Genomic DNA, 26,671 nt, shown 5'->3' with positions numbered 1-26,671 from the left:
GTTAGACTTGATTACCGGACAAAAGGATTTTACATCCGTTCAAGGACATCAATGCCCAAGAGGTTGAGCCCGATTTTTATAACTGTGCCGGTCATCTCCACTAAGGCAAGCCGGCTGGCACAAAGTTCCTTGGTTTCGGCTTTGAGAACAGGCACCCGGTCGTAGAAGAGAGAAAAATCACGGGCAAGGCTGTAGAGCCTGTTGGCAATGCGATGGGGTTCATAATTTTGGGCAGCCGCAAGGATGCTCTCGGGGAAACGGGCGATGTGAAGAAGGAGTTTTTGCTCTTCAGGTGCGACAAGCAGGCTTGGGTCAGCAAGTGAACGGTTCAATTTTTCTGCCTTGCGCAGGATTGAGCGGGTGCGGGTATAGGCATACTGGAGATAGGGTGCTGAATCACCATCAAGCGCCAGCATCCGGTTCCAGTCAAATACCACCTCCTTGATACGGTTCTGAGAGAGGTCAGCATACTTAATGGCACCGATCCCAACCTTGCGGGCAATCTCCTCCTTTTCTTCTGCGGTCAACTCGCGCTCCACCACAATTGCCTTTGCCCGTTCAATCGCCTCGTTAATCACATCCTCCAACAGAATGATTCTGCCCTCTCTTGTAGAAAGCCTGCCTTCAGGCAGACGCACCAGTCCGAAGTTCACATGGACGCAGGGGACATTATACCCTAACAGTTGCAGGGCGGCGTTGAACTGTTTGAAGTAAAACTCCTGCTCTTTACCAACAACATAAAGAATCTTCTCCGGGTGCCAGGTTTCAATACGATATTCGGCAGTGGCAATTTCTCTGGTAGCGTAAAGGCTGGTGCCATCCGATTTCTGCAAGATAAGCGGGACCTTGATACCAAAATCATCCAGGGGAATCAGGACAACCCCTTCCTCTTCCTGAAATTCCTCATCGTCACCCCTGACATTAGCGGGCGGTTTCTCCTTACGGGCAACACCCTTTTTCAGCGCCTGTTCAATTACATCTTTAACCCGGTCGGCATAAAAACTTTCTCCAAGAGTAACATCAAACCTTACCCCCAGCAAATCATAGATGCGCTCAAACTCTTTTTTGCTTAACCGGACAAACTGCTGCCAGCGGGAACGGGCAATCGGGTCACCAGTTTCCAGCCGGCGAAACCACTCCCTTGCCTTTGAAATTAGGGTTTTGTCCTGTTTTGCCTGTTCGTGGAATCGGACATAAAGTTCTAAGAGATGGGAGGTTGGGTTTTGCTCCAGCCTTTTTTCTTCGCCCCAGAGCTCAAATGCGCAGAGGAGTTTGCCAAACTGGGTTCCCCAGTCGCCGAGATGGTTGTCGCCAATCACTTTGTAACCTAAATAGGTGAAGATATTGTGAAGCGCCTGACCGATGAGCGTGGAACGCAGATGCCCCACTGAGAACGGCTTGGCAATATTGGGTGAGGAGTAGTCAATAACAATTGTTTTGCCTCTGCCTAATTCACCGCTACCGTATTTTAAAGGGTTTGTCTGATAATCGGCAAAAACCTCCCGTGCAAGGACTCTTGGATTAAACTTGAAGTTGACATAACCTTTAAGCGCCTGAACCGAGGAAAAAGGGGAATCAGCAAGGTCAAGCCGTTGAGCGATTGATTCAGCAAGGGTAATAGGGTTAACCCCAGTTGTCCTTGCCAGACGGAAAACAGGCACGGCAATGTCCGCACCAATTCCTGCTTCGCCTTCCCGGATTTCCTCAATTTCAATTTTGTAACCCAGGCTGGCAAACCTTTCATACAACATCTCCCGAGAGCGAAAGAGGAAGTAATTGGCTTGCGATTGGCTCATTGTTTTTCTGGAGAAGCCAAGAGCACCTGGACAAATGCCTCATAGGCGCTCTGGTCAAAAAGGACGAACCTGACCTCTTTGGGATAATCGTTGGCGCGGGAGTGGCTCATCACCGCACCAATCATCAAGCGGGCACAGGCGGAAAAAGGAAAGCCCCCAACACCGGTGCCGAGAGCAGGAAAGGAAATTGACTCAACTTTGAGTCGCTTGGCTTCAAGAAGGGCACTTTTGGTTGCCCTGACAATCAATTCAGCAGTGGTGGTAAGGTCCTGACCCATCACTGCTGCATGGATGCAGTACTTTGCCCGCAACCTGCCCGCAGATGTGGTCACTGCCGCACCTGGCTCAATCGGTCCCTGACTCATTGCCTCCTGTTCAATTTCAACCCCACCCTTACGCTTGATGGCGCCGGCAACCCCACCTCCCATCCAGAGATGATTATTGGCAGCATTGACGATTGCCTCGGTTTCCTGTTCGGTAATGTCGCCCAAGACAACGGTAATGGTAAAATCACCGAACCGTTTTATGACTTTTTCAGTAGCGCTCATACTGTTCGATAACGGCATAAACCTCTTCAACCGTCTGGGCATCATCCAAGCCTTTCCGGACCTCATCTCGGCGCAAAAGGCTTGATAGTTTTGCCAGGGTCCAGATATATTCCCGTTTCATTGCTTCCGGAGCGGCAATTAGGAAGATGAGATGGGAAGGTTTGCCATCGAGGCTGGAGAAATCCACCCCTTTTTTTGACCTGCCAAAGGCAAGCACCGCGGTCTTGACCGAGTCAGTGCGGGCATGGGGTATCGCAACCCCGAACCCGATGCCGGTACTTTCAAGGTTTTCCCGCCTGAGGATGGCGGCGATAAACTCCTTTTCATCCGTAACCAAACCTTCAGCGATCAAAGGGGCAGTAAGTTCACCAATTACCCCGTTTTTTTCCTTTGATTGGAGAGAAAGTATTATTGCTGTTGGTCGGAGTAGTTCCGAAACCTTTTTGATCATCACTCCTCCTTAGGATGTTTGTAAAAGATGACCGGCTTGGGTGAGTGCCTGATAATTTCATTCGCTGAAAGCGTGGAGGAGGCACTGACGACAAGCAGGTCGGTTTTGTAATTGGCAATCAATTCACAAATGCGCGTGAGCGGTTCACCGGTTTCCAAAAGCAATGAAACTCGGACATTGCGCTCAAACGCATCATCCTCAATCTCATAAAGCACCTCCCATGCCTTTTCCTCCTTTTCAGGGTCTAACCTCTTACCTTTTTTGGTTTTAATATCAAGAGGTATAATATAAACTGCATAAACCCGAGCAGAAAGGGCGCGAGCAAGTTCAAGAGCCCAAATGGCGGCAGAACGAAACTCCTCGGTGTCATTGACCCAGACGAGGATTTGTTTAATCATTTGCCAATACAGAACCGGGCAAATATGCGGTTAAGGATATCATCGGTTTCTAATGGGGAGTCAATCTTTCCCAGTGCCTCGAGGGCAGATTTGATTTCTTGTGCCCTTGTTTCCAGGTTTTGAGAAGCAAGGCTCGCCATAAGGTGGTTGCGGCATTCAGTGATTATCTCTATTTGGCGCAGGGTTATTAGAGGAGATGAGAGGGACCGGGGTTGAAGATGGCGGATGAGTGCAGCACGGACTCTGTTGATATTGTACCCGGTTTTACAGGAGACGCGGATTGCCCGTCCCGGGAGAAATCGGGGGTCAAACCTGCAGGTGAGGTCGCTCTTGTTGATAACAAAAATCTTAGGCTTTTTTTCTGTTGCGGTAATGATTTCCCAGTCATCTTTCCGCGGAGTGTGGGACCCATCAAACACTATTGCAAGCAAATCAGCATCCTGAATTGCCTTCTTCGTTTCTGTCGTGCCCTTTCGTGCCAGCGGATCTTCGGTTTCTACTCGAAAACCACAAGTGTCAATGAGATTCACACGGAGGTTCCCCAGGGAAAGGCTTGCTTCAATCCGGTCCCGGGTGGTATTAGGAATTGAGCTGGTGATTGCTCGGTTATTACCGAGGAGTCTGTTGAAGAGGCTCGACTTTCCCACATTAGTCCTGCCAACAATTGCTACCCTTGCCGGTTCAAATAGAAACCGGCTGCGTTCAACGTCTCTTACCATCTGGGTTAATTGTACCAATATATTCTTTGTTTTACTATCAAGAGATTTTGTGTCTACTGCTTCGTTTTCATCAAAACCCAGAAGGTACTCCACATCACTGTGGAGGTCACGTAGCATCTCTGCAAGTTCGGCTATCTGGCGACTGGTTGCACCCTGGTAGGCTTTAATTGCGGTGCGGTGCCCAAGTGGATTGGTGGCATTGACCAACGCCCAAATCGCCTCTGCCTGAGAGAGGGTAAGTTTACCATTAAGAACCGCTCTTTGGGTAAACTCGCCCGGTTCGGCAAGACGGCATCCCAGTTTCTGACACAACTCGGTGATTTTATTGTAGATGAATGGGGAACCATGGCAGGTGATTTCTGCCATATCCTCACCGGTATAGGAACGGGGCTTGCGAAAAACAGTCACCATTACTTGGTCGACTGGCTCACCCTTTTCATCTTTCAGCCAGACCAACCGGGCGGTATATGAAGGCTGGCTGCTGACCCTATCTCCGGGCAGAAGACGACTGAGAACCGCAAATGTTTTCGGTCCTGAAAGCCGCACAATCGCCAGTCCGCTCACCCCCGCCGCTGTTGCTGGCGCAACAATCGTGTCCTTTCGCATCAACCGGACTTCTCTTCGGTTTCTATCGGCGCAATCACCACATTTCGGCGCGAGCCGGTACCAACCGCATAAACTCTGACCTGAGGCATTGCGCTCAGCGCCTCCCGGACAACCGCGAGTTCTTTTTCGCTTAAGAAGTCAAGTGCCATCTCCCTTTTAGTCTCGGTAACAATTTTGGCAACCGCCAAGGCCTTCTTACGGAGAAAATTGTCCCGGCGCTGGAGATAGTTGGCAACATCAACCGTAATCGGTGGTACATCTGGATACTGGCGCCTCACAATTGTCCTCACCAGGTGCTGGAGCGCTTTCAAAGTTGCCCCGCGTCTGCCAATGAGAATAGCACCGCGCTTGGTATTGATGTTGGCAAGATAGCCTTCCCCCGTCTTTGTCACCTCCACCTTGGCACGGACGCCAACATGGTTGATAAGCGTCTGGGTGACCTGAGCAATCACCCCTGCCTCATCTAAACTTTGAACATTTTCCGGGTCAGCCGGTTTTAACTCACCCCCAAATTCGGGGTTTTCCTGAATCGTTGCCATATTACGCCTCCTTTGGTTGCAATCAGACTCTCCAAAATTGAGAGGATGTTATAAATAAACCAGTACAACTGCAATCCGCTGGAAAGGTTGAGAAAGATTGCAGTAATAAAAATCGGGAAGATGATGGTCATCGCCCAGTTCCGCTTGTCGGTGGCTGTTAACAGGTTCTGGGCGATGAAGGACGCCCCCATCAAAATCGGGAGCAAGCCAATCGCAAACCCACCGACCAATGGTATTCCTGAAGGTAAATGCCCGAACAGGGTATCGGGCTGGGAAAGGTCCTTGAGCCATAAAATAAATCCGGCACCCCTGAGTTCAATAAAGTTGCGCAGGACCGTATAAAGGGCAAAAAATACCGGCATCTGGACTAAAAGGGGCAGACACCCGGAAACCGGGTTCACCTTGTACATTTGATAAAGTCGCATCGTCTCCTGATTCAGCGTCTGAGGGTCGTTTTTGTACTTCTTTTTCAGTTCCTCAATCTTCGGCTGCAGCAGTTGCAACTGCCGCATCTGCCGGGTTTGGGTTCTCGTTAAAGGATAAAATGCTACCTTCATCAGTATCGAAAAGAGGACAATCGCACCACCCCAGTTGCGGACAATGGTGAAGAAAAGGCGCAGGAGATAGAGAATGCCGAGGGCAATGGGTTTGAGCCAGCCTAAACTGACAACATTCTCAAACCCCAAGCCAAAGGATTTGAGCCGGTTGTATTCAACCGGTCCGAGATACACTAAAAAGCCTTTTTCCTTTCCTGCCGCCCGCACCTCAGCCTTAAATCCAATCCTGCCGTCATCAAGCACCTCTGCCCGGCAGGAATCAAAACGGCTGTCTTTACTGACCAGGGCAAGAAAGAAATACTTTGACTTCAGCCCGACCCAGTCAGCCGCAGTAACAAAAGGCTTCTTTCGCAGACTGTTAGCAGCAATCTGATGAATCTTGCCCTGGTTATGGGCGTAGAAATGGAAGTTTGCCAAATCCTCCTTGACATTATTTTCGGTAAGGTTGATTCCGGCGCGGGCATCAAAGGTTAAAACGGTGTTTTCGCCGGGCAGCTCAAGGATGAGGTCAAGGGAATAATCACCGCCCAGTTTCCAGGTTTTGGTTAGAATACCTTCAGAGGTGAGATAACTAAAAGCGACGGTTGATTCGGAGAGATTGAAACCGGTGGGGGGGAGGTGGCTGATTTCTTCGGTTCCTAAAATTGTCTGCTTTTCAGGCACAAGTTGTACCGAATATTTTTTCAGATAACAGGATTTGATTGCCCCACCACGGCTGGATAACTCCAGCCGGAGAAATTGATTTTCAAGAAAAAAGGTCGTTTCTGGAACAATAAACTCTGCTGGTTTCAAAACCGCTGCTACCGCCACCGTTTCCGGCTCTCCTACTGCGGGTGCTGGTTGTGGCTGGGATACCGGTTGTCTTCTCTGTGGCAAAAGCACCTGCCAGAGAATTAAAATCACCATTATTAATGCGAATCCGATTATCATCCGCAGACTGTCTGAACTCAAATTCGCTCCTTTTGGTTATTGCCGACTCCTCGACAAATACTATCCGGCACCGGGTCATAGCCTCCAGAAGAAAACGGATGGCAGCGTAAAACCCGTTTCAGTGCCAAAACCATTCCCTTGCCGGCCCCATAACGGCTGATTGCCTCAAAGGCATAATGAGAACAGGATGGTTGAAAACGGCAGGAGTTGGGCAGAACCGTTCCCAGTGTAAACTGATAACCCCGGATAAAGAACTTAAGCAGATCAGCCAACATTTTCCACCTTTCCGGCAAGTGTTTTGAGCCTTTCTTTTAACCCATCAAATTTCAGCCCTTCGGCACCGAGGCGCACCTGAATTATATAGTCATAACCTGAAGGAAACCAGTGCTTGTTGCGCCGAAAGATTTCCCTTAACCGGCGCTTGAGCCGGTTGCGAACAACCGCCCCTTTGATTTTTCCGTTTAACAGAAACGCGACCCGCCGTGAAGGAAAGCTCGCTTCACGCTCCTTGTAGCGCAAGGTAAAAGGTTCGGAATCCACCCTTTTGCCCGTGCTCATCACCGCGCCGATATCGCGGCGACGCCGGATAATCTCCTCTCTTTTCAGACTCTCGCGCATCGGACAACCTGTGCCAGTAAGGCACCTGATTCCTCATACGGTCAGACGGTGTCTGCCTTTACGCCGACGATTGGACAAAACCCTTCTACCGCCGACGCTTCTCATCCGGGCGCGAAAGCCATGGGTGCGCTTCCGCCTGATATTTGATGGTTGATAAGTTCTCTTGGGCATAATTAATCCTTTTAGAATTATAGAAATCCTAAAATAGGAGTCAAGGTTAACCTGATTAAGGCCAATACCAAAAGATAAAGAGATTGATGAGGCACCAGATCGGTGTTAGAGGTGCTGGTTGGTGTGCCCTTAGGGAGTCACCCCCGGGGTGATCCCCTGATTTAAATTGGTATTTGGCTAAGTTATGGAAATATGATAGATAACCAATTTGCACCCTAATATTTTGTGCATTTATATAAGAATAAGAATATAAGAATAGGAGAATTTTTTCATTATTTGTTGCCCCTTTAAATTTAACACTACCTCGAACGCTCTATCAGAGGGTTCACAAAGAACTTAAACAAAAATTGGTAGGGATGTTTTTGATTATGGGCACTTAATTGACACATATGTGAAGAATGTTATAATAATTTTAATGAGTGCGACGCTGGGGTTACTTTTAATCGCCCAGTTGAACTCGTTTGAGTTCACGCCCATCACAACCCCTCAGTTCGCGGGAGACTCTTTTAACATAACTGTCATTGCCCGTGACATTAATGGCAACATTTATTATGATTACAACCGTCCGGCTTTTCTTTCCACGAGCCGGGGTGCAATTTATATCTATCCCAATGTCATCGGTCCTTTTCGCAGCGGGGTTTGGCAGGGCAAGGTGATGGTGACGCTTGCCGAGAGTCTGCAGATTCGCTGCACCGATGATTCCGGAAGGGTAACAAGCAGCAGCAATGCCTTTGCGGTTTATGCTAATACGCCGGCGCGGTTTCTCGGTATTCTGCCTGGCCAGCAGTTGAGCCCGGGGACAAAAGAGGGCAGGATAGGTTTGCCGCAAAGTCAGACCGCTGGCGACAGTTTTGTCTTTACTGTTTATTTAACTGACGAGTGGTGCAATCCGGTTGGTGCGGGGAGAGACAGTTTTTCCTTAAGGGCAACCGACAGCTTTGCCTTTTTGCCCAGAGGTGGAGAGCTTAATAATGGCTGCAGAGCAATTACCGCTTCATTTCGGCAGGCAGGCAGGCACTGGGTTATTATTCAACCGATTTATGCTCAGGGTTTAAGGTCAGATACATCCGCCTTATTCACGGTAAATCCAGGTGCGTTTTCCCGACTTTTGCTCCTTGTCCCAGGTGAGACCTCTCTTCCTGGTGATACTGCTGTCTCAGGGTGGCAAACCCCAGGTAAAGCCGGAATTCCTTTGCCCCAGTTTGTTCAGGAACCTTTTCCAGTTGTGGTTTACGGGTGCGACCGGTGCTGGAACCCGGTAAGTGCCGGAGGTGTTACTGTTTCGTTGCGGTCTGATTTTGCCGCGCAGTTTATTCCGGCGGAAACGACCCTGATTGATAGTGTTGTTATTGCGGCAATGTTCAATTTTCCCGGGACAAATCAGGACATCTGTGTTACTGACCCTGAGGGAAGGTTTGAGTCTTATCGCACAAGGATTGACATCAGGGCAAGGGGGGAAAACCTTGAGATTACAGCGCCGGATACGATTTTTGCCGGTGATACCGCTTTTATCAAGGTGGTTGTGCGTGACGCCAATGGCGAGCCGGTTAAGCAGGCGGTGTGCCAGTTTGAGGTGGCAAAAGGCAATGGTGAGATGCTGGATGAGGCGTTACTCACCGATACGATTGGTGTTGCGCTCGCCCGTTTTCTCTGCACCAGGGCACACTTTGCCGAGTGGGACACGATTCGCATAAGTTCAGGCATAGCAGATTCTTTGATTGCTATCTATGTGAATCTTCCTGATAGCGGTTTGTTTTCTGGAAGAATTATCGCCTTTCCTAATCCTTTTGGGTACAATCGCAGCACCGCCGAGATTTACTATTATCTCAATCGCTCGAGTGGGATTGACTTTCGCATCTACGACCCGTTTGGTAATGAGGTTGTGCGTTACAAGTTCAAGCAGGGTCAACCCGGAGGGCGTGCCGGGGTTAACAAGGTCATCTGGGATGGACGCAATCGGGAAGGCAGGAGGGTTGCCAGTGGCATTTATGTTGTGCAGATACTTGGGCAGCTTCACACCGGCACCACATTTAAGAGCACATACCGGTTAGGGGTGGTCTGGTGAAAAGGAACAGGCAAAGGTCAAGCTTAAGGTTGAGAATTATTTACCTTACCATATACCTATGCCTTTTCCTGTGTCCAGCCCTGGCATTCGAGGGGGGGCTTCCAGGCGCATTTCTTGATTATGGGTGCGCACCCAGGAGTTTAGGGATGGGAAAGGCGTTTGTGGCTATAGCCGATGATGCCCAGGCTTTGTATTTTAATCCGGGCGGTCTTTTCCAGTTGAACAGTCAGGAGGTTTTAATCTCCCATGCACAACTTTACGGGGCAAGAATGGAGTACCTTGCCTATACTTTACCGACAAGAGAGTTCGGCGGGTTTGGGTTGGGTATATTGAATTTTGGTGCGGAGGGGATAGACTCCCGGACTCCAGAAAACTACCCTTACCAGCCTACATTTTTTTCGGAGAATGCTTTTATTGTTTCCTATGGTTACAATCCTTTTCCAATTGTAGGCTTGGGCGGGACGGTAAAACTACTCTTAAAAAACCTGGCGCAATATGCTGATGTGGGCATTGGTGCTGATTTAGGGCTTCTCCTAAGGGATTTGGGACCGTTCAGTTTTGGTTTGGCGATGCAGAATGTGGTAGAGCCCGTTTTAACCCTTTACAGTGTTTCCGACCGATATCCCCGTACGATCCGTGCTGGCGCAGCGGTGCGGTTTATTGATAATCGGGTAACAATTACGGCGGATTTAACCTCGCCCATTGTTCGCAAGATTGACTCTGGTGGTAAATTAGGTGCATACAAGCTGGACGTTAGGCCTCGCGGTGGGTTGGAGTTTGAGATTCTTCCCGGTGTTCTGATTCAGCGTGCTGGGATTGACCTCAATGAACTCAGTTTTGGCTTAGGAATTCACCAATCCTGGGGTAAGATGTCATTGGGTATTGATTATGCGATTTTAATTCACTACCAATCCACCTTCCAGCTGGCACCGACACACAAACTGGGTTTATCTTTGAATTTTGGCGGCTTCCGGGTGTGGATTGACGGTTTCCCCAAGCTTTTTACTCCGACGCCTGAAGATAAAACAAATGTTCTATGGATGGATGTCCGCTGTCTTTCTCGTGCGCCGGCAAAGCGCTGGCAGGTTATCATTAAAAATTCGTATGGCGAGTTGGTGCGCTCATACAGTGGCTGGGATGCACCACCGCCGCGGCTCTTGTGGGATGGGCTGGACGATGCGGGCAGGTTAGTTCCCGATGGCAGATATTACTACGAGATGGTGGTTGTTGACCAGCGTAACCTTTCGCTAAAATCCAGCGGTTTGTTGACTACGGTTTTCACTCGGGGTCCTCAGGGCAAGATAGAAATTAAATCCAGGAAGCAATGAGTTTAGCAATACTTTTGACAATTCCTTTTGTCCTGACATCACAGGAGACCCGCAGGCTAACTGAAAGATACAACCAAATTCAAGTTTTGATCGCTGATGGTGAATATGAACGGGCGATTAGGCAGCTGCAGGGGCTTATTCGAGAGTTTGGTGAAAGTGAATATGGTGACGAATTACGCTATACCCTTGCTGAATGCCATTTTAACCAGGGTAATTATCAAGCGGCGTTAAAGATATTTCAGTATCTATTTGAGCGCCATCGTTATTCGTATATAAAACCAGAGGCGATGTATGGAGCGGTGCTGACATATATTATGATGGGCAACTTCCGCCAGGCGCAAGTTATCTGCGAGAAGCTGTTAAAGGAGCCGGGTTATGAGAACAACCCGCGTGCTAATTTCGCCCTGGGGATTTTATACTATTTCCAACATTCCTATGAACAGGCACGGGCGAAACTTGAGATGGCAGACCTCCCTGAGGCAAAACTTTATTTGGGCAAGACCTACGCGAAACTTGGCAAACCACTTTTAGCACTTTTGAAATTTAAAGAGGTTAGCGACAGCCATCCCGCTACACCATTAGCAGAGATTGCCCACTTTGAGGCCGGACTGGCACTTTTCTTACATCGGGATTACGATGGTGCTCGGGCAAAGTTTGGGTTCTTTCTTGAGCGGTTTTCCCATTCTCCGTTTGCCGATTACGCTCATTACTTCTTAGCCTGTGCATTAATAGCCCAGAAGGAATATCCGAGCGCAATTGAGCACCTTCTGCCACTTACTCGCGCCTCGAATAACTTCCTTGCAGCCCACGCCAACTACTTCATTGCCTATGCCGAAATGGCGCTGGGTAGACCAGAGCAGGCGGTAGAGCGTTTCCAAAAGGTTCGTTCAAACTACCCCCGCAGTAAGCTGTCAACCTATGCCCACCTCCAACTGGCGCAGGCGATGCTGGCAAGTGCTGATACCGCTCAGGCTATCCTCACCACCAGTCAGTTGGCGAGGATGTTTACCAGTGGCGAACTCTCTGGAGTTGGTTTTTACTTCCTCGGGAGTCTTTACTACCAGACGGGCAATTATGACGATGCTATCAAACAGTTTGAAAAGGTTCTTATCGATTATGGCACTACCGCGTTCCGCGAGCCGGCAGCAGCCATGCTTCTTTTGACCCTAAATACCACCAGTCAGTTTGAAAAGGCAATGGCATTGGGAACGAAACACGTCATTGACTATCCTGATGACACCACTTGCTGGCGGACCCGGACACTTTATTTTCTTGCGGAGGCGTTTTATTACGCTCAGAAGTATAGGGAGGCAGAACAGTATTATCAAGAGAGTTTCCAGCGGAAAAACGATGCTACTACTTTCCATTATGCCCGACTTGGGCGCGCCTATTGCCTCTATCACCTCAACCGCCTATCTGAGGCAACCGATGCCTTTAAAATCCTCCTTACCTCTCAACTTAACGACACATTTTTTACTATCTCTGCCTACCTTGGGTATGGCTATTCTCTTTTTAACAAAAAAGAGTATTTAAAGGCGTTGGATGTATTTGAGGCCTTGACCAATACCTTCCCTGACATTCCCTCTGCCGCAATTCCTGGCTACTTCTATGCTGGATACTGCTATTACCAGTTAAAATATTATGGCCAAGCGGTGGATGCCTGGACCGCATTGATTAATAAATATCCTTCCGGTAACCTCAAGGCAGCAGAAGCGGCTTTTCGCACCGGTGATACCTATTTCAAGGCATTGGAATATGATAAAGCCATTGCCGCCTTTCAATTTGTCATTGAGCGTTATCCTTTTTCTTCATTTGCACCGGCTTCGCAGGCACTCATCGCCCAGTGCTATTACAATCGGCGCCAATTCTTGGATGCCATTCGGGAGTATCAGAAGTTCCTCGACATTTATCCCTCAGACCGGCAGGCGCCAAGTGTGCGTAAGAGTCTGGAGATGGCTTATTATCTCGCCAGTCAGGAGGATACCACTTTGAGACAGGAATTTCTCAAGAGATTTCCCGAGTCGGAGCTGGCAGCAGAAGGGTATTTTAGAAGGGGGAAAGAACTGTTTGATGCGGGTAGATATGATGAGGCGATAATACCACTTCAGCAGGTAGTGGTTAACTCTCCTAATTCGGCGGTTGCTGGTGATGCGCAACTATTGACCGCTGAGGCCTATGCCCAGTTAAAAAGGTGGTATGAGTCAGCCCAGGCGTATCAAAAGTTCCTTGACTATTTCCCTAAACATGACTTAAGGAGTGGCGCCTTTTTCAACCAGGGGGTTGCTTATTTCAATGCCGGTGAATATAACAAGGCACTGTCGTCATTCCAGATGGTTGTTGATTCATTCCCTGCTTCTGAGTATGTTGAGAGTGCCCGAAAGAATTTAGAGCTTTGTCGGCAGCGGCTGGGCGCTACTGGAAGCCAGACGCCCGATTCCCCCGATGTGCCGGCAGAAAAAATCAAGGAGACAAAAGCACAAGGAGATAAATAAATGATACTAGGTCAGAGTCTAATTTCAATCTTTAAGAACAGCGCAGTGATGATGATTTTGCTCATAGCCTCTATTGTTGCCTTAGCGTTAATCATTGAGCGCTTCTGGTATTTCACTAAAAATCGATTTAATGCCAGTAAAGGGCTTCGGGACCTCAGAGAGATCCTTTTTCAGTCCGGTGTTCAACCAGCCTTGGATTGGAGTCGTGAGCAAAAGAACCCGCTGGGTAGACTTTTCACTGTGGCCCTTGATAACATTACGCTTGGGGCTGACGAACTGTCTGATTTACTTTATAGCCTGATACTGGAAGAGCGCATTCGTTATGAACGGCTATTAGGTGGTATGGGTACTCTTGCCAATGCGGCGACACTTTTAGGGCTTTTAGGCACGGTTGTCGGATTGATTGGCGCATTCAGCAATATTGCTGCAACTGGTTCTGGTGGTCCCGCGGTGGTATCAAAAGGCATCGCCGAGGCACTACTTACAACCGCTTTCGGGCTGCTGATTGGCATACCGGTGCTCTTTTTTTATAATTACTTTTCCAAAAAATCTCTGGACCTCACGATGGCTCTGGAAAGCGCATCTGAGCGGCTAATAGTGATTTTAGAGCGTTACAAGGCACAGACCGGAGATGGAGCCAGTCCCGGGGACAACCCCCCGGTTAGAAACGCAACGGTAGGAAAGCCCCGGACTATTGAGGATTCGACCTGGAGGTTCTGAAAATGCGCAGAAGAGGATGGGAACCACGACGCAACCCAAGACTCGTTTTGAATTCCCTTGTGGATATTGCCCTTTCGCTGGTGATTGCCTTTATGGTCTCGATGCCGCTTTTTTTTGAGACGGGGATATTTGTCTCAGCACCCGGCGCCATAAAGGCAGGGGTAAATGAGCCTGGCTCGGATATTAAAGCCAATGTCTATCTGACCAATGACGGCAGGATCCTTTTGAATGAAGCCCAGGTATCATTTGAAAACCTTGCTGAACTTCTGCCCCGACTTCTTCAGCGTAGCATTGAGCGTCGGGTTGTGGTAGCAGCTGAGGATTTGGTAAAATATGAGAGGGTGATGATGGTTTTGGACATAGCAAAACAGGCGGGTGCAGCAGATGTGGCACTTCTCAGAACAAGGAAAGCTAAATGATAAAAGAGGCACCAAATATTGACATTTTACCAATGGCGTGTGTTGGGTTAATACTTGTTTTAGTGATGATGGTGGTTGCACCGATGGTCTTAACCCATAACTCAACGCCGGTTAATGTTCCTGAAACCCATACCGCTGAGCGAAAAACCGAAGATGATGTTACCGTTACCCTGACCACTCAGGGTTTTCTTTACTTTAACGACCAGCCGGTTAAAGATCTTGATGATTTGAAGAATCGGCTTGCCGTTGAGATTGCCAGAGACCCTTATGCGCTCGTTATAATCAGAGCGGATAAAGAATGTTTACACTCGTCCGTTTTGGACATACTTGCCTGTGCGCGACAGGCGGGTGCGCTTCGGATTGCCTGTGCGACTAAAAAGATTAGGGAGAGGTGAGGATGTTTGCGCAACAAAAGACCCACACCCTTGAAATTGCTCTTTTGATATCGGCGGTTTTTCATGTTATGATGATTTTCCTTATTTCCCGTTCCCGAGAGGCGATTGATACTGGATTTGACCTTCAGGAGGTGACATTTATGGATGTGACTTATCGTCCTGAGGTGGCCAAGATAACACGTGCCTCTGGCACAGGTCAGGGTTTAGGTCAAGGCAAAGAACCCCCAGCCTATTTTGGAGGTGGTGCTGAAGAAGAGGCTGTACCCTTTGATATGAGTACTACCCTGGAAAGGTCTCCATCCCAGGCGCGGATAGAACTTGAGCGTTACGAACTCGCCCAAAGCGAGGAAATGGATGTGATACGCCTCGGTGGTAAAGGTTCGGCGCAGACTACGGAGGAGATTTTGTCACAGGCACCAATAGTCTTGGAAAGGAGCGGTGGTGGTTCTGGTGGTGCACTCGGACTGCGCGGAGTTCCTGGTATTCCGCATGCACCTCCTCAGCCGCAACTTTCGCTTGAGCGTCGTGCGGTTGATAAACCAGCCTCTACCCAGATTATAAAAGAGCCGCTTGCTCAACCGCAACCAACCGTTTCCGTTCCGGTTGGCAAAGGGACAAGTTTTCAAATTGCTGGTCCGATTCGAGAGCGCCAAATCCTCAAAAAGGTCAAACCCCGCTATCCCAAATGGGCACTTGACCAACATATCAGTGGCAAGGTAACTGTACGCATCTGGGTTTTGCCTAATGGACAGGTGAAGGGGATTCCTCAGGTTGTTATTAGTTCTGGTTATCCTGACCTTGACCTGGTGGTGGTGGAAGCATTGCAATTGTGGGAGTTTGCACCCCTTGGACCAGGGGTTAAGTCTGAGGAACAGTGGGGGGAAGTCACTTTCATATTCCAATTGGCATGAATGGTTTTTTGTTTATCATTTTTTCGCTAATTTTCGGTCAAACTCCTGAAAGTCAGCCAGCTCCAGGAGAGCATGCATTAGGAGAAGAGTTAATTACTGGTGAAGCAGAGATAGTTATCACTGACCAGAAGTTTTCTCTCGTACCACAGTTTGACCCTTGGATTCCTGTGCAGGAGTTTTTTGGTTCAGAGTCTTATGTGTTTGATGATGAGTTGCTTAAAGCGGTGGATTCGCTTTTGGTTAGTCGTCAGTTTCTTTCCTCTTCGTATCTGCGAGTGCCGGTTGAGCGGACTTTCCTTGCTGGTGATATCCTTGTCTTTCTACCTGAATTTGAAAAAAGAGTGGCAAACTGGGAACTAGTCATTGCCAATTCTCTGGGGGAGACGGTCCGGCACATTAAAGGAAAGGGGCAACCACCAGCAGTAATTACTTGGGATGGACGTACAGATGATGGTGAGCCGATACCTACTGGCGATGTTTACAGTTTTACCTTTAATGCCTATGACGCCCGAGGAAACCAAACTCGTATTCCCTGCGAGCCGATGAAAATCAACGCCGTTAGCTGGGAGGAAAAAAACGAGTGGATTTTATCGATCGTTGCTGATGAGTTGTTTGTGTCCGATGGTGCTACTTTGATTTCTACGGCAGCGCAACGACTGGATGAGATTGCTAATTTCATCAAGGAACACACTAAAAGGGTTGTCCAAGAGGTGGTGGTTTATGTTTATACTGAAAAGGAGAAGCTTAGCTTTGACCGCTGTGCGGTGATGGAGTCAGAAATCGGCAGGCGGCTGGTTTTGCCTAAAGATGTACTTAAGGTTGTACCTAAGTTCATTCCTGGGCTGAAGCCAAAGCAGTCACGGATAGAGATTCACATTGCTAAATGAGCCCAACCTCATTTGCGTTCCTTTTTCCTGGTCAGGGTTCTCAGTATGTGGGAATGGGTGCCGACCTGTATGAAACATTTCCTTCGGCTCGGGATATCTATGACCGCGCGGAAGATATTTTACAACTGCCGATAAAGCGAATCTCCTTTGAAGGTCCTGAGGAGGAGTTGCGTCAGACCCGTTATACCCAGCCTGCGATTCTCACTCATTCCCTGGCCTGCCTTTCGATACTAACCTCTGGCTCCTTCCATCCTACACTTGCCGCGGGACACTCATTAGGTGAATACTCTGCACTTTATGCTGCCGGCTGTTTGGAGTTTGAGAGCGTTTTGAAACTGGTAAAGCGCAGGGCTTTTTTGATGTTTAATGAGGGCGAGAAAAGACCGGGAACAATGGCAGCAATTATCGGAATAGACTCAGCGATTGTGGAGGCGATTTGTGTCGAGGCTGGTGGTGTAGTTGTTCCGGCAAATTACAATGAGCCGAAGCAAACGGTGATATCGGGTGAACCGGAGGCGGTGAAAAGGGCAATGGAACTGGCAAAGGGTCGCGGTGCGCTCAAGGTGGTGCAGTTGCCAGTTTCAGGTGCATTTCACTCGCCGCTCCTTTTTGAATCTGCCCAAGAATTTGCTGAATATTTGCGCTCAATTAAGGTTCATCCACCTCGTTTTCCAGTTGTGATGAATGTTACTGGCAGAATCGCGCAGAGCCCTGATGAGGTGCGAACAAACCTTGAGAAACAGTTAATCTCACCGGTGCAATGGGTGAGAACAATTCGGTCCGCTAAAGAGATTGGTTGCCACAACTTTCTTGAGGTGGGTCCTGGCCAGGTCCTAGCGGGCCTTGTGAGGCGAATAGACCGCGAATTAGTTGTTCGTCCGGCAGGGAAGGCAACCGAATTGAAGGGATTGATGGAAGGAGTTTAGACAATGGACTGGAAAACTTTTCTTACAACTTTTGTTGCGATTTTCCTTGCCGAATTAGGGGACAAGACCCAATTGGCAACGCTCTCGTTTGCCGCAGGTTTCAAATCTTTCTGGGGCGTATTTATCGCCAGTGCCCTGGCGCTGACGGTTTCCTCCCTTTTGGCTGCGCTCCTTGGTTCAAACCTGACAAGGGTCTTTCCTATACGCTGGATTCAGACTGGTGCTGGTGTGCTATTTCTCATTCTCGGTATCCTGCTCTTAATCCGTTCCCTGCGCGGATGAAGATAAAATGCCGACCTGAAGATTTCCAGGTCAGGGAGCTAATCCGGCTTAAACTTCAAAAGACCGGCAGGTATTCAATCTACCGTTTGGAAAAGCGCTACTGGAATACCCTTGATGTTATTCGTGAGGTTGAACGAAGTTACGGACTCAAGGGCTTTTCTCGTGCCGGGCTCAAAGACCGCTACTCATTCACGGTGCAATATCTTTCCTTATTAGGAAAAGGACCTGATAGGATAATCGCACCCAACTACTCCCTTACCCGTATCGGAATGTCAAACGAACCGATTCTTCCGAGGATGGTGATTGGCAACAGGTTTAACATCACCCTCCATGCTCTTCAAGAAAGCGAACTGTCTGCTATTACCACGACACTTCCTGCAATCCGGAGTGACGGTGTTGCCAACTATTATGATGAACAGCGCTTTGGTTCTGCAAGGCATAAACAGGGTTTTATTGCGCGCAAATTAATAGCTGGGCATTACAACGGCGCCCTAAAGCTATTTCTTGCTACCCCAGGGAAGGGTGATGATTCCAAACTCAGAAGGCGCAAAAAGGAACTCTTGGCAAACTGGGGCAACTGGGAAAGATGCCTGAAAATTGTTCCCTTTGAGGGGAAGGCGGCAATTGCCTATCTGGTCAAAAACCCCCGTGATTTTGAGGGTGCAGTAAAGCTCCTTCCTAAGACCCTTCTGGAACTATTTATCGTAGCCTATCAGTCTTGGCTCTGGAATCGGATGCTGTTCAAACTTCTTCAAGAGATGGGTTTAAAAACTATCAGAATCAGATACAACTTGGGTGAGATGGCTTTTTACGAAACCCTCACCTCTCACCAGCAGGACTATTTAACCCATCTTCCCCTGCCGGCTTTAGGACCAAAAGCCCGATTTCCTGATGAGCGGATTGAGCGGATCGCCCAGGAGGTTTTAAAAGAAGAAGGTCTAAATCTAAACCAGTTGAAACTCAGATTCCGCATCAAAGGGCTATTTTTTAAGCCTTATGAGCGCCGAGCAATATTTAAGCCGGTGCAGTTAAAGATGATGGGTCCAGAGCCGGATGAGCTGTACCCGGGCAAAAGCAAGGTTCGCCTTTCATTTATTCTTCCCCCTGGTTCATATGCCACTGTCCTCCTGAAACGCCTCCTTCTCCCACCATCAATTACAGCGCACCCATCCATGCAAAATGCCCCCCAAAAAGTGTAAAATGCAAAATTTTGCCTTTGCCATTCTACCTCTTACCTTTTGCCTTTTTTACCCCTCGCCCCTTTCACCGCCCGGCATTTCCCTTGAACCTCGTTTCAGCTGGTTCACGATGGAGAGTCCTCATTTCTCCATTCACTTCCCTTGTAAGGGTCATTTAACCTCGGAAAGGCTTCAATTTATCACCCAGTTGGCTCAAACTGCTGAGGGGATAAGGCAGACATTTCTAACAAGCGGAATTTCTGTCCCCGTGAGTAAAACCCAACTGGTTGTTGCCGATTACTACGACTACTACAATGGCTATGCCACACCCTTTCCTGACAACACCGTTGTCATTATGCCCTTTACGCCCGGACCGGAAAAGGCAAACAGTGAAGACTGGCTGCGCCTCCTTCTGCTTCACGAATACTCCCATATTGTCCAACTTGACCAGTGCCACGGTCTGCCTCTCATATTAAGGCGCATTTTCGGGAGGGTAATAGTTCCCAATGCGCTTATGCCTCTCTGGCTCATTGAAGGTTATGCGGTTTACAACGAGAGCCGCTTCTCAGGTTTTGGTAGAGAGCGGAGCGCTGAATGGCGTTCAATCCTTTTAACCGCAGCGCAAAAGGGTCGGCTCTTGCCTTTAGACCGCTGCACCAATTACGAACTTCAGCGCTATCCCTCAGCTCTTGCCCCGTATATTTATGGCAGCAGCTTTTTTGCCCATCTCGCTAAGAGAAATGGGGATACCATCTGGGAGGTTTTTAATCGTCAGCATTCAAAACAGCTGCCTTTTTTTGAGAATGTTGCCGCAAAAAGGGTTTTCGGCACCAACTTTGCCGCTCTCTATCAGGAGTGGCAAAACCAACTAATCAGACAAAAAGACTCCCAACTTTCAACCATCACTGAGAAACCAGCACTTAACCAGATTACCTTTGAGGGTTTCAACACCTCCTCACCCATCTGGTCGCGGAATGGAATGGAGATTTACTTTGTCTCGGCATCGGACAGGGAAAGGCGCGCAATCAAGGCGTTCAACCTTGGCACCAACATTTCCACAACCCTTCACGAGGGTGAGGTAACGGGCAGCCTCAGCCTTTCGCCTGATGGCAGGTATCTGGCGTTTGCCGAATTGTTTGTCAAAGGTCAGGGTTATGTTCAGGGCGATATCTTCTTTTATGACCTTTTTCAGGGCAAGGTGAAAAGAATTACCTTTGATGAGCGGGCGCGTGACCCTGACTTTGCTCCAGACCGCCCCGCTGTCATCTATGTCAGCAATGACTCGGGGAAAAGTCGCCTCGTCATTTTAAACTACGAAACCGGGGAAAGGACGGTGTTGGCAGAGATGAGCGGGCTTGACTACTTTCATCAGCCTCGGTTCTCGCCCGAAGGTGGATTAGTAGCGGTCGGTGTTTGGCGGGAGTCCGGCTACGCTGATATCGAAATCATCGACCTGAACCAGGGCTGGGTTATCCCCATAACCCAGGACCGCGCCTGCGACCTTTTTCCCTCTTGGTCGAGAACCGGCAAGGTGCTTTTCTTTGTTTCTGACCGCTCCGGGGTTTACAACCTTTATGCCTTTGCGGTTGAGACCAGAAAACTTTACCGCTGCACCGATGTCCTTGGGGGTGTCTTCCAGCCCGCAGTCTCACCAAATAACAAAAAAATCGCCGTTACCGCACTTGGACCTGAAGGGTATGATATCAATCTGATGGATTTTGTTCCTCGGGAGTGGCAGCCAGCATCTGAGCATTTGGAATTCGGAATTTCACAAGCCCCAGATTGTCCAGTGGATTCTTTCGCATCAGCGGTTTACTATTATAATCCCATGCCCTCGGTTCTACCCAGGTTCTGGCTCCCCTGGCTTACCTTTGATTCAGGAATTGGTCTTGGTATCTTCACAATGGGCTGGGATGTTTTGCGCTTTCACCGGTATCAGGTAGTAGCAACATATCAAGGCAAACAGAGGACGCCGCAGTTAAATTTCTCTTATGAACTGCATCAATACCCTCCTGTTTTTCAATTCACCGGCAACTGGAGTTTTAAAAGGCAAAACAGCCGGCTCGGGGTGGAAATGCCGATTTACCGGACAAGGGATTATCAAGCTTTTGGGATAGGGGCAAACCTCAATCACGATTCACTCTTTTCCCTAATTTTTGACGGTTTCTATCGGTTCAGCAATGCCCGCAGATTCAGATTCTGTGTGGAGCCGGTCCAGGGTAGGAGTTTTGACATCATTGCAATTGCAGAGTCAAGGCAGTTGGTATCCCCGCATAACCGGCTGCGTGCGGTTGTTTCCTGGAAGGAATACCTTGGAAACCCGCCGGCAAACTGGAGTTTAAGCCCCAGGGTGGCAATAGGTGTATCTTATGGCGACAGTTCGCGATTCAACGCCTTTGCGTTTACAAATCAGAACGGACCGTTTGTTGTGCGGGGCTTTACCGATTCCTCCAGGAGCGGGGCAAATATATTGGCAGGTGGGCTGCAGTTCCGGACACCATTTTCCTGGGTTGAGCGGGGTCTGGGTATTGCACCGGTTTTCTTATCCAATATCAACGCCGCTCTCTTCGCTGATGCCGGTATGACTTTTGATGAAATCAGGAGGGGGATAAAGGATTACCGCATCGGGCTCGGAGCGGAGATGGGTTTTGACTTTGTTCTTGCCTATTATGTTCCGGTCCGTTTCAGCGCTGGTCTTGCGCTTGGTCTAAAAAAGCCGGTCACTCATCAGTTTTATATCCAGGTTAAAAGTGAGGTTTTGGAAGGGGTCATGATTAACCCTTTTAATCCAGTTAGGTTCAGCAGGGAATAGCGCCAGCAACAGATTTTCGCTGAAGGAGAGCAGGAGGGGGGTGACCCCCGGGGTGGATTATGAATGGTAACCGCAATATTGTTTAAGTAGATAAGATATAGATAATAAAAGAGTTGGCATAATTGGCTTCTGTGCTTTTGTTTTTGCGCCTCAGTGAATGGTTTTTTTCTGGATTTTGAGGAGGGGAAAATGTATCGTAATGGGCAGGGTAGGTTTTCTTGACTTTTGCAGGTACAGGGTTATGATTAGAGTCTTGAAAAATAAAAGAGAAGAGAGATTAACTTTGTGTCGGGCACGGCTTGATTTTGGCTCGGTGGTGATGTATTTGCGGGATGGGAAGGTCGTTCGGGCAGAACTTAAAAGCGATTTTGAAGGGAAAGGGGACAGAAATCTCGGCAAGAGGATAAGAAGGGTCTGGCGTGAGGGTTTTAATAAAAGCGGATTTCAGTTTGATTTGCAAAACTTAAGCGGTTTTGCCCGGAGGGTTCTTTGGCGCTGTGCACAAATCCCGTTTGGCAGGGTGATGAGTTATGGGGAACTGGCGCGGGCAATAGGTAAACCAGGTGCGGCAAGGGCGGTGGGACAGGTTATGGCGCACAACCCAATCCCTTTGTTTTTCCCCTGCCATCGGGTGGTGGCAAAAAATGGGAGATTGGGCGGTTTTGCTGGCGGTGCAGAGATGAAGATAAGGCTTTTGAGAAGTGAAGGTTGGCAAATTAAGGGTAGAGGGTTCAATGCCCGACTGGTGAAATGAGGGCAGAGGATAAAAATTCGGCGCGGGTGATTGAGAGGCTGGAGGTTGGTCCGCTTTTGACCAACTGCTATATTCTAAAATCCGGTGATGAGATGGTGGTGATTGACCCGGGCGGGGATGCGGAGGCGATTCTTGGACGGGCAGAAAAACTGGGGGGAGTGGTGAAGTTTATTATTAATACCCACGGTCATATTGACCATATTGCGGCAAATGGAGAGGTTGCAGAACATACCAACGCGCCGATTTTGATTCATAAACTGGATGGAGCGATGCTTGTGTCTCCGGATGCAAACCTCTCACTAATGATGGGGATGAGGATTAAATCACCCCAACCCAGCCGGTTTTTAGTTGAGGGTGATGAGATAGTGATTGGGGATGAGACCTTGAAGGTGATTCATACCCCTGGGCACACGCCCGGAAGCATCTGCCTCTTAGGTTCGGATTATGCTTTTACCGGTGATACGCTTTTTCTTGACTCGATTGGCAGGGTGGATTTGCCCGGTGGTTCGGAAATGGAGATGCAGGCGTCACTTGTTCGTCTTCAGGGGCTTTTAAGGAAGGAAACGATGCTCTATCCAGGTCATGGAAATACCGGGACATTTGGGAGGGCGCTCTTAATTAACCCATTTTTAGGGAGCGCCTGGTCTATTTGACTTAGGACCGGAAAATGTCTATTTTTATTATGAGAAATAGGAGGAAATGATGGCTAAGATAAGAGTCGGCATTATCGGCGTAGGTAACTGTGCCAGCAGTTTGGTGCAGGGTGTTCATTATTACCGCAACGCCAAGGAGGATGAGCTTATCCCGGGAATAATGCATGTCAATTTGGGCGGTTATCATATCTCCGACATTGAGTTTGCGGTGGCGATTGATATTGACAAGCGCAAGGTGGGCAAGGACCTTGCCCAGGCGATTTTTACCTATCCCAACAACACCTACAAGTTTACCGATGTCCCGAAGACCGGGGTCAAGGTGATCAGGGGAATGACCCATGACGGTCTGGGTTATTACCTCTCGCAGATAATTGAAAAGGCGCCTGGTCCAACCGCAGACATTGTGAAGGAGTTGAAGGATGCCAAGGTTGATGTGGTGGTGAACTATCTGCCGGTAGGGAGCGAGGAGGCGACTAAGTGGTATGTGGAGCAGGTGTTAAAGGCTGGTTGTGCCTTTGTCAACTGCATTCCCGTCTTCATCGCCTCGCAGAAGTACTGGCACCGTCGGTTCAAGGCGGCGGGTCTGCCGGTGATCGGTGATGACATCAAATCCCAGGTGGGCGCAACCATCGTCCACCGCACCTTGGTTTCCCTGTTCAACGACCGGGGAGTAAAACTGCTGAAGACGATGCAATTGAATGTTGGCGGCAACACCGACTTCTTGAATATGCTGGAGCGTGAGCGTCTGCACTCCAAGAAAATCTCAAAGACCGGTGCGGTGACATCGCTTTTGAAATATGACATCGGTGCCGAGAATGTCCATGTTGGTCCTTCTGACTATGTGCCTTGGCTTGAGGACCGCAAGTGGTGCTATTTGCGGATGGAGGGGCAGACATTCGGCGATGTCCCCTTGAACATTGAACTGAAACTCGAGGTTTGGGATTCGCCCAATTCTGCTGGCGTGGTGATTGATGCGATTCGCTGCGCCAAGCTGGCACTGGATAACGGTCTTGCCGGCAGTATTGTGGCACCCTCCTCTTACTTTATGAAGACCCCGCCGGTTCAGTTTCCTGATGATGTCTGCCGGGAAAAAACCGAGGCATTCATTAGACGCTACGGCAGGAAAAGAAAAGGTTAAGGGTGAGAGGGGTTCTGATAACCTTTGAAGGGGTTGAGGGTTCAGGCAAGACAACCCAGGCGCAGCTCTTGGTCGAGTATTTAAGGGGTAAGGGGGTGGAGGCGATTTTTACCCGTGAGCCCGGGGGCACAGAAATCGGCGAGCGGGTACGGGAGATTGTCCTTGACCCCAAAATAGAGAGGATGGATGCCCTTGCTGAACTTTTCCTCTATCTTGCCAGTCGGACTCAACTTGTTCGGGAAAAACTTATGCCTGCACTTGCCGCGGGCAAGGTTGTTGTCTCTGACCGGTTTACTGACTCATCAGTTGCGTATCAGGGTTACGGTCGGGGCTTGGGTGAGCGGCTGGTTTCGCGGTTGAATAAAATTGCTACCCGGGGGCTTAAGCCTGACCTGACGGTTTTTATTGATGTTCCGGTTGGGGTCGGCTCTAAGCGGAAACAGGGAAAGCCTGACAGACTGGAAAAGGAAAGAGAGGAGTTTCACCGGTTGGTGCGTGCCGGGTATCTTAAAATTGCCCAGCGGGCAAAAGGCAGAATAAAGATAGTCAATGGCGAGAGGACGAAAGAAGAGATTCAGTCTGAAATTGGTTCGCTGGTGGAAGGTTTCTTAGAAAGAAAGGGGGTTTTGCGAAAATGAAGCGGCGAATAGTAACTGTGGCCCTCGTGGTGCTTGCCGCGCTTGTCGGTTTATTTGTCGGGAGGTTATTTGCCCAGCGCGGGACAAATCTGGCTGAGAGTCTGAATGTTTTCGGTAGGGTCGTAGGGATTGTTATCAACACCTATGTGGAGCCAGTCGACAGCGGGAAACTTGTCCAGGAGGCAATTAAAGGGCTCTTGAATGCCCTTGACCCCTATTCCGAGTTTTTAGACGAAAAGGATTATAAGGAGCTAAGGATTAAAACCGAGGCGCAATTCGGGGGCATTGGTATCCATATTGGCATGGTGGAGGATGAGTTAACTGTGATTGCGCCGATTGAAGGGACACCAGCAGCGCGTGCCGGCATCAGGGCGGGAGACCGGATCGCCGAGATCGAAGGCAAATCCACTAAGGGCTTCACCACTGAGGATGCGGTAAAACTGCTTCGTGGTGAACCTGGAACAAAAGTCAAGATAAAAATTGCCCGTCCGGGTGTTAAGGAGCTGATCCCATTTGAATTGACCCGGGCGATAATTAACATTAAGGCTGTTCCGTACTCAGGAATGGTGACAAAGGACATCGCCTATATCCGCCTTGCGGATGTTTCCCGTGTCGCCTCTAAAGAGGTCCGGCGGGCGATGGATTCGCTTTTTGGATTAGGTGCAAAGAAGCTCATCTTTGACTTACGGTATAATGGGGGTGGGCTTTTGCAGGAAGGGAAAGAGGTTGCAGATTTATTCCTCGGTCCAGGCAAACTGATTGTCAAAACCAAAGGCAGAGCTCCGGGCACGGCTCAGGATTTTGTGGCGGAAACGGAAGACCCTTACGGCGACTATCCCCTTGTTGTTCTTGTCAATCGTGGCAGCGCTTCAGCCGCAGAGATTGTTGCCGGCGCGCTCCAGGACTGGGAAAGGGCGGTAATTATCGGGGACACCACATTTGGCAAGGGCTCGGTGCAGACGATTCATCAGTTAGGGCCGGAAATCGGTATGAAATTAACCACCGCTTACTGGTATACACCGAGTGGCAGATGCATCAACAGACCCCGTGAAAAGAGTAGTGTGGTATTAAGGGACACGAGTGCTATTGTGAAAAAGAGCTATCATACCCTTGGTTCCTTACATCGTGCCCTGTACGGTGGTGGTGGTATTGCCCCCGACATCTATGTTGAGCCAGAGAGAATAACCGGACTTGCTGCCCGAATACCAGGTTCCGCCTTCTTTGACTTTGCGACCGAGTATGCAAATTCCCATCCTGACCTGACAATGGATTTCAAGGCGGATAAAAACATCCTCGGGCAGTTTCGGAACTATCTGCGTACAAAGAAGAAGATTGAATTCACCGATGCTGAGTTTGACTCCTGTGAGGCTAACTTGGCGCAGATGATTGAGATTGAAATCGGTGGGAAGATTGATGGTTTGCACGGGGAGTATCAGATGAGACTCCGCCGAGACCCCGAGGTTAAAAGGGCGATTGAGGTCTTAGACCGAGCCCGTTCAACCGCAGATATTTTGAAGGGACTGTAGGCAAAGCGCTAATGCCAGAACTGCCTGAGGTTGAGACAATTCGCCGTCACCTTCTTCCAATTGTAACAAACCGGGTGATTGTTGATGTGGTAATTAGGCGCCAGGATATTGTGGGATTTCCTTCGGTGCGAGAGTTCAAGTACCAGATTAAAGGGCACCGAATAGCAAAGATCGGGCGCAAAGGTAAGTATCTACTTTTTTCCCTCACGCAGGG

At 49.1% G+C, this 26,671-nt stretch carries 28 protein-coding genes; 18 read left to right on the top strand and 10 right to left on the bottom strand.

Annotated features, from left to right (window positions below):
• Positions 1-29 precede the first annotated feature (29 nt).
• Genes argS through rpmH form a run of 10 tightly spaced genes read right to left on the bottom strand, consistent with a single transcriptional unit; the run spans position 30 to position 7,333 of the window.
• Positions 30-1,796, bottom strand: coding sequence for an arginine--tRNA ligase (gene argS / locus ABIK47_04020; GenBank protein MEO0019793.1), 1,767 nt, complete (start codon positions 1,794-1,796; stop codon positions 30-32).
• Positions 1,793-2,362, bottom strand: a complete 570-nt coding sequence (locus ABIK47_04015) for a macro domain-containing protein (protein MEO0019792.1) — start codon at positions 2,360-2,362, stop codon at positions 1,793-1,795. Before ABIK47_04015 ends, argS begins: the two co-directional genes overlap by 4 nt.
• Entirely contained in the window at positions 2,331-2,795 is a 465-nt protein-coding gene (locus ABIK47_04010; GenBank protein MEO0019791.1) for a PTS sugar transporter subunit IIA, read from the bottom strand. Before ABIK47_04010 ends, ABIK47_04015 begins: the two co-directional genes overlap by 32 nt.
• Positions 2,795-3,193 carry a universal stress protein gene (locus tag ABIK47_04005; GenBank protein MEO0019790.1) on the bottom strand — a complete coding sequence of 133 codons (399 nt, stop codon included), beginning with the start codon at positions 3,191-3,193 and terminating at the stop codon, positions 2,795-2,797. Before ABIK47_04005 ends, ABIK47_04010 begins: the two co-directional genes overlap by 1 nt.
• Positions 3,190-4,518 carry a tRNA uridine-5-carboxymethylaminomethyl(34) synthesis GTPase MnmE gene (gene mnmE, locus ABIK47_04000; GenBank protein MEO0019789.1) on the bottom strand — a complete coding sequence of 443 codons (1,329 nt, stop codon included), beginning with the start codon at positions 4,516-4,518 and terminating at the stop codon, positions 3,190-3,192. Before mnmE ends, ABIK47_04005 begins: the two co-directional genes overlap by 4 nt.
• Positions 4,518-5,057, bottom strand: a complete 540-nt coding sequence (locus ABIK47_03995; GenBank protein MEO0019788.1) for a KH domain-containing protein — start codon at positions 5,055-5,057, stop codon at positions 4,518-4,520. Before ABIK47_03995 ends, mnmE begins: the two co-directional genes overlap by 1 nt.
• Entirely contained in the window at positions 5,015-6,565 is a 1,551-nt protein-coding gene (locus ABIK47_03990) for a YidC/Oxa1 family insertase periplasmic-domain containing protein (GenBank protein MEO0019787.1), read from the bottom strand. Before ABIK47_03990 ends, ABIK47_03995 begins: the two co-directional genes overlap by 43 nt.
• A complete protein-coding gene (yidD, locus tag ABIK47_03985; GenBank protein MEO0019786.1) occupies positions 6,562-6,819 on the bottom strand; it encodes a membrane protein insertion efficiency factor YidD in 258 nt (85 codons plus the stop codon). The genes ABIK47_03990 and yidD overlap by 4 nt, the downstream gene beginning before the upstream one ends.
• Entirely contained in the window at positions 6,809-7,162 is a 354-nt protein-coding gene (gene rnpA, locus ABIK47_03980; protein MEO0019785.1) for a ribonuclease P protein component, read from the bottom strand. Before rnpA ends, yidD begins: the two co-directional genes overlap by 11 nt.
• A 33-nt stretch (positions 7,163-7,195) precedes the next feature.
• Positions 7,196-7,333, bottom strand: coding sequence for a 50S ribosomal protein L34 (gene rpmH / locus ABIK47_03975; protein MEO0019784.1), 138 nt, complete (start codon positions 7,331-7,333; stop codon positions 7,196-7,198).
• 415 nt (positions 7,334-7,748) lie between these two features.
• Here rpmH and ABIK47_03970 point away from each other — a divergent pair, with 415 nt between their 5' ends.
• The 18 genes from ABIK47_03970 to ABIK47_03885 form a co-directional block, all read left to right on the top strand.
• A complete protein-coding gene (locus ABIK47_03970) occupies positions 7,749-9,398 on the top strand; it encodes a hypothetical protein (GenBank protein ID MEO0019783.1) in 1,650 nt (549 codons plus the stop codon).
• A 146-nt stretch (positions 9,399-9,544) separates the two neighbouring features.
• The gene (locus ABIK47_03965; GenBank protein ID MEO0019782.1) at positions 9,545-10,726 is read left to right on the top strand and encodes a hypothetical protein; all 1,182 of its coding nucleotides are present in this window, start codon (positions 9,545-9,547) and stop codon (positions 10,724-10,726) included.
• Entirely contained in the window at positions 10,723-13,218 is a 2,496-nt protein-coding gene (locus ABIK47_03960) for a tetratricopeptide repeat protein (protein ID MEO0019781.1), read from the top strand. Before ABIK47_03965 ends, ABIK47_03960 begins: the two co-directional genes overlap by 4 nt.
• The gene (locus ABIK47_03955) at positions 13,219-13,938 is read left to right on the top strand and encodes a MotA/TolQ/ExbB proton channel family protein (protein MEO0019780.1); all 720 of its coding nucleotides are present in this window, start codon (positions 13,219-13,221) and stop codon (positions 13,936-13,938) included.
• 2 nt (positions 13,939-13,940) lie between these two features.
• Complete coding sequence (locus ABIK47_03950) at positions 13,941-14,357, top strand: biopolymer transporter ExbD (protein MEO0019779.1); 417 nt, start codon at positions 13,941-13,943, stop codon at positions 14,355-14,357.
• Positions 14,354-14,752: a biopolymer transporter ExbD gene (locus ABIK47_03945; protein MEO0019778.1), complete on the top strand. Its 399-nt coding sequence runs from the start codon at positions 14,354-14,356 to the stop codon at positions 14,750-14,752. The genes ABIK47_03950 and ABIK47_03945 overlap by 4 nt, the downstream gene beginning before the upstream one ends.
• A 68-nt stretch (positions 14,753-14,820) precedes the next feature.
• Positions 14,821-15,663, top strand: coding sequence for an energy transducer TonB (locus ABIK47_03940; protein MEO0019777.1), 843 nt, complete (start codon positions 14,821-14,823; stop codon positions 15,661-15,663).
• 8 nt (positions 15,664-15,671) lie between these two features.
• Positions 15,672-16,550, top strand: a complete 879-nt coding sequence (locus tag ABIK47_03935; GenBank protein MEO0019776.1) for a FlgD immunoglobulin-like domain containing protein — start codon at positions 15,672-15,674, stop codon at positions 16,548-16,550.
• Positions 16,547-17,476: an ACP S-malonyltransferase gene (gene fabD / locus ABIK47_03930; protein MEO0019775.1), complete on the top strand. Its 930-nt coding sequence runs from the start codon at positions 16,547-16,549 to the stop codon at positions 17,474-17,476. The genes ABIK47_03935 and fabD overlap by 4 nt, the downstream gene beginning before the upstream one ends.
• Before the next feature lie 3 nt (positions 17,477-17,479).
• Positions 17,480-17,758, top strand: coding sequence for a TMEM165/GDT1 family protein (locus tag ABIK47_03925; protein MEO0019774.1), 279 nt, complete (start codon positions 17,480-17,482; stop codon positions 17,756-17,758).
• On the top strand, positions 17,755-18,957 hold the full coding sequence (gene truD, locus ABIK47_03920) for a tRNA pseudouridine(13) synthase TruD (GenBank protein MEO0019773.1): 1,203 nt from the start codon (positions 17,755-17,757) through the stop codon (positions 18,955-18,957). Before ABIK47_03925 ends, truD begins: the two co-directional genes overlap by 4 nt.
• Positions 18,958-19,204: 247 nt before the next feature.
• On the top strand, positions 19,205-21,748 hold the full coding sequence (locus ABIK47_03915) for a hypothetical protein (protein ID MEO0019772.1): 2,544 nt from the start codon (positions 19,205-19,207) through the stop codon (positions 21,746-21,748).
• Between the two features lie 253 nt (positions 21,749-22,001).
• Entirely contained in the window at positions 22,002-22,502 is a 501-nt protein-coding gene (locus ABIK47_03910) for an MGMT family protein (protein MEO0019771.1), read from the top strand.
• The gene (locus tag ABIK47_03905; protein ID MEO0019770.1) at positions 22,499-23,155 is read left to right on the top strand and encodes an MBL fold metallo-hydrolase; all 657 of its coding nucleotides are present in this window, start codon (positions 22,499-22,501) and stop codon (positions 23,153-23,155) included. The genes ABIK47_03910 and ABIK47_03905 overlap by 4 nt, the downstream gene beginning before the upstream one ends.
• Positions 23,156-23,204: 49 nt before the next feature.
• Positions 23,205-24,293 carry an inositol-3-phosphate synthase gene (locus ABIK47_03900; GenBank protein ID MEO0019769.1) on the top strand — a complete coding sequence of 363 codons (1,089 nt, stop codon included), beginning with the start codon at positions 23,205-23,207 and terminating at the stop codon, positions 24,291-24,293.
• Between the two features lie 2 nt (positions 24,294-24,295).
• Positions 24,296-24,931 carry a dTMP kinase gene (gene tmk / locus ABIK47_03895; GenBank protein ID MEO0019768.1) on the top strand — a complete coding sequence of 212 codons (636 nt, stop codon included), beginning with the start codon at positions 24,296-24,298 and terminating at the stop codon, positions 24,929-24,931.
• Positions 24,928-26,457: a S41 family peptidase gene (locus ABIK47_03890; GenBank protein ID MEO0019767.1), complete on the top strand. Its 1,530-nt coding sequence runs from the start codon at positions 24,928-24,930 to the stop codon at positions 26,455-26,457. Before tmk ends, ABIK47_03890 begins: the two co-directional genes overlap by 4 nt.
• Before the next feature lie 11 nt (positions 26,458-26,468).
• On the top strand, positions 26,469-26,671 hold a 203-nt coding region (locus tag ABIK47_03885; protein ID MEO0019766.1), incomplete at its 3' end, for a DNA-formamidopyrimidine glycosylase family protein.

This window comes from candidate division WOR-3 bacterium, assembly GCA_039801245.1.
In the GTDB taxonomy this organism is placed as follows: domain Bacteria; phylum Hydrothermota; class Tepidihabitantia; order Tepidihabitantales; family Tepidihabitantaceae; genus JAOABP01.
This window is presented reverse-complemented; position numbering and strand designations above follow the sequence as displayed.

Bases quoted from the DNA above. Each gene is read 5' to 3' on its own strand.
- argS (MEO0019793.1), bottom strand. From the start codon at position 1,796: ATGAGCCAATCGCAAGCCAATTACTTCCTCTTTCGCTCTCGGGAGATG.
- ABIK47_04015 (MEO0019792.1), bottom strand. From the start codon at position 2,362: ATGCCGTTATCGAACAGTATGAGCGCTACTGAAAAAGTCATAAAACGG.
- ABIK47_04010 (MEO0019791.1), bottom strand. From the start codon at position 2,795: ATGATCAAAAAGGTTTCGGAACTACTCCGACCAACAGCAATAATACTT.
- ABIK47_04005 (MEO0019790.1), bottom strand. From the start codon at position 3,193: ATGATTAAACAAATCCTCGTCTGGGTCAATGACACCGAGGAGTTTCGT.
- mnmE (MEO0019789.1), bottom strand. From the start codon at position 4,518: ATGCGAAAGGACACGATTGTTGCGCCAGCAACAGCGGCGGGGGTGAGC.
- ABIK47_03995 (MEO0019788.1), bottom strand. From the start codon at position 5,057: ATGGCAACGATTCAGGAAAACCCCGAATTTGGGGGTGAGTTAAAACCG.
- yidD (MEO0019786.1), bottom strand. From the start codon at position 6,819: ATGTTGGCTGATCTGCTTAAGTTCTTTATCCGGGGTTATCAGTTTACA.
- rnpA (MEO0019785.1), bottom strand. From the start codon at position 7,162: ATGCGCGAGAGTCTGAAAAGAGAGGAGATTATCCGGCGTCGCCGCGAT.
- rpmH (MEO0019784.1), bottom strand. From the start codon at position 7,333: ATGCCCAAGAGAACTTATCAACCATCAAATATCAGGCGGAAGCGCACC.
- ABIK47_03970 (MEO0019783.1), top strand. From the start codon at position 7,749: ATGAGTGCGACGCTGGGGTTACTTTTAATCGCCCAGTTGAACTCGTTT.
- ABIK47_03965 (MEO0019782.1), top strand. From the start codon at position 9,545: ATGGGAAAGGCGTTTGTGGCTATAGCCGATGATGCCCAGGCTTTGTAT.
- ABIK47_03960 (MEO0019781.1), top strand. From the start codon at position 10,723: ATGAGTTTAGCAATACTTTTGACAATTCCTTTTGTCCTGACATCACAG.
- ABIK47_03955 (MEO0019780.1), top strand. From the start codon at position 13,219: ATGATACTAGGTCAGAGTCTAATTTCAATCTTTAAGAACAGCGCAGTG.
- ABIK47_03950 (MEO0019779.1), top strand. From the start codon at position 13,941: ATGCGCAGAAGAGGATGGGAACCACGACGCAACCCAAGACTCGTTTTG.
- ABIK47_03945 (MEO0019778.1), top strand. From the start codon at position 14,354: ATGATAAAAGAGGCACCAAATATTGACATTTTACCAATGGCGTGTGTT.
- ABIK47_03940 (MEO0019777.1), top strand. From the start codon at position 14,821: ATGATGATTTTCCTTATTTCCCGTTCCCGAGAGGCGATTGATACTGGA.
- fabD (MEO0019775.1), top strand. From the start codon at position 16,547: ATGAGCCCAACCTCATTTGCGTTCCTTTTTCCTGGTCAGGGTTCTCAG.
- ABIK47_03925 (MEO0019774.1), top strand. From the start codon at position 17,480: ATGGACTGGAAAACTTTTCTTACAACTTTTGTTGCGATTTTCCTTGCC.
- truD (MEO0019773.1), top strand. From the start codon at position 17,755: ATGAAGATAAAATGCCGACCTGAAGATTTCCAGGTCAGGGAGCTAATC.
- ABIK47_03905 (MEO0019770.1), top strand. From the start codon at position 22,499: ATGAGGGCAGAGGATAAAAATTCGGCGCGGGTGATTGAGAGGCTGGAG.
- ABIK47_03900 (MEO0019769.1), top strand. From the start codon at position 23,205: ATGGCTAAGATAAGAGTCGGCATTATCGGCGTAGGTAACTGTGCCAGC.
- ABIK47_03890 (MEO0019767.1), top strand. From the start codon at position 24,928: ATGAAGCGGCGAATAGTAACTGTGGCCCTCGTGGTGCTTGCCGCGCTT.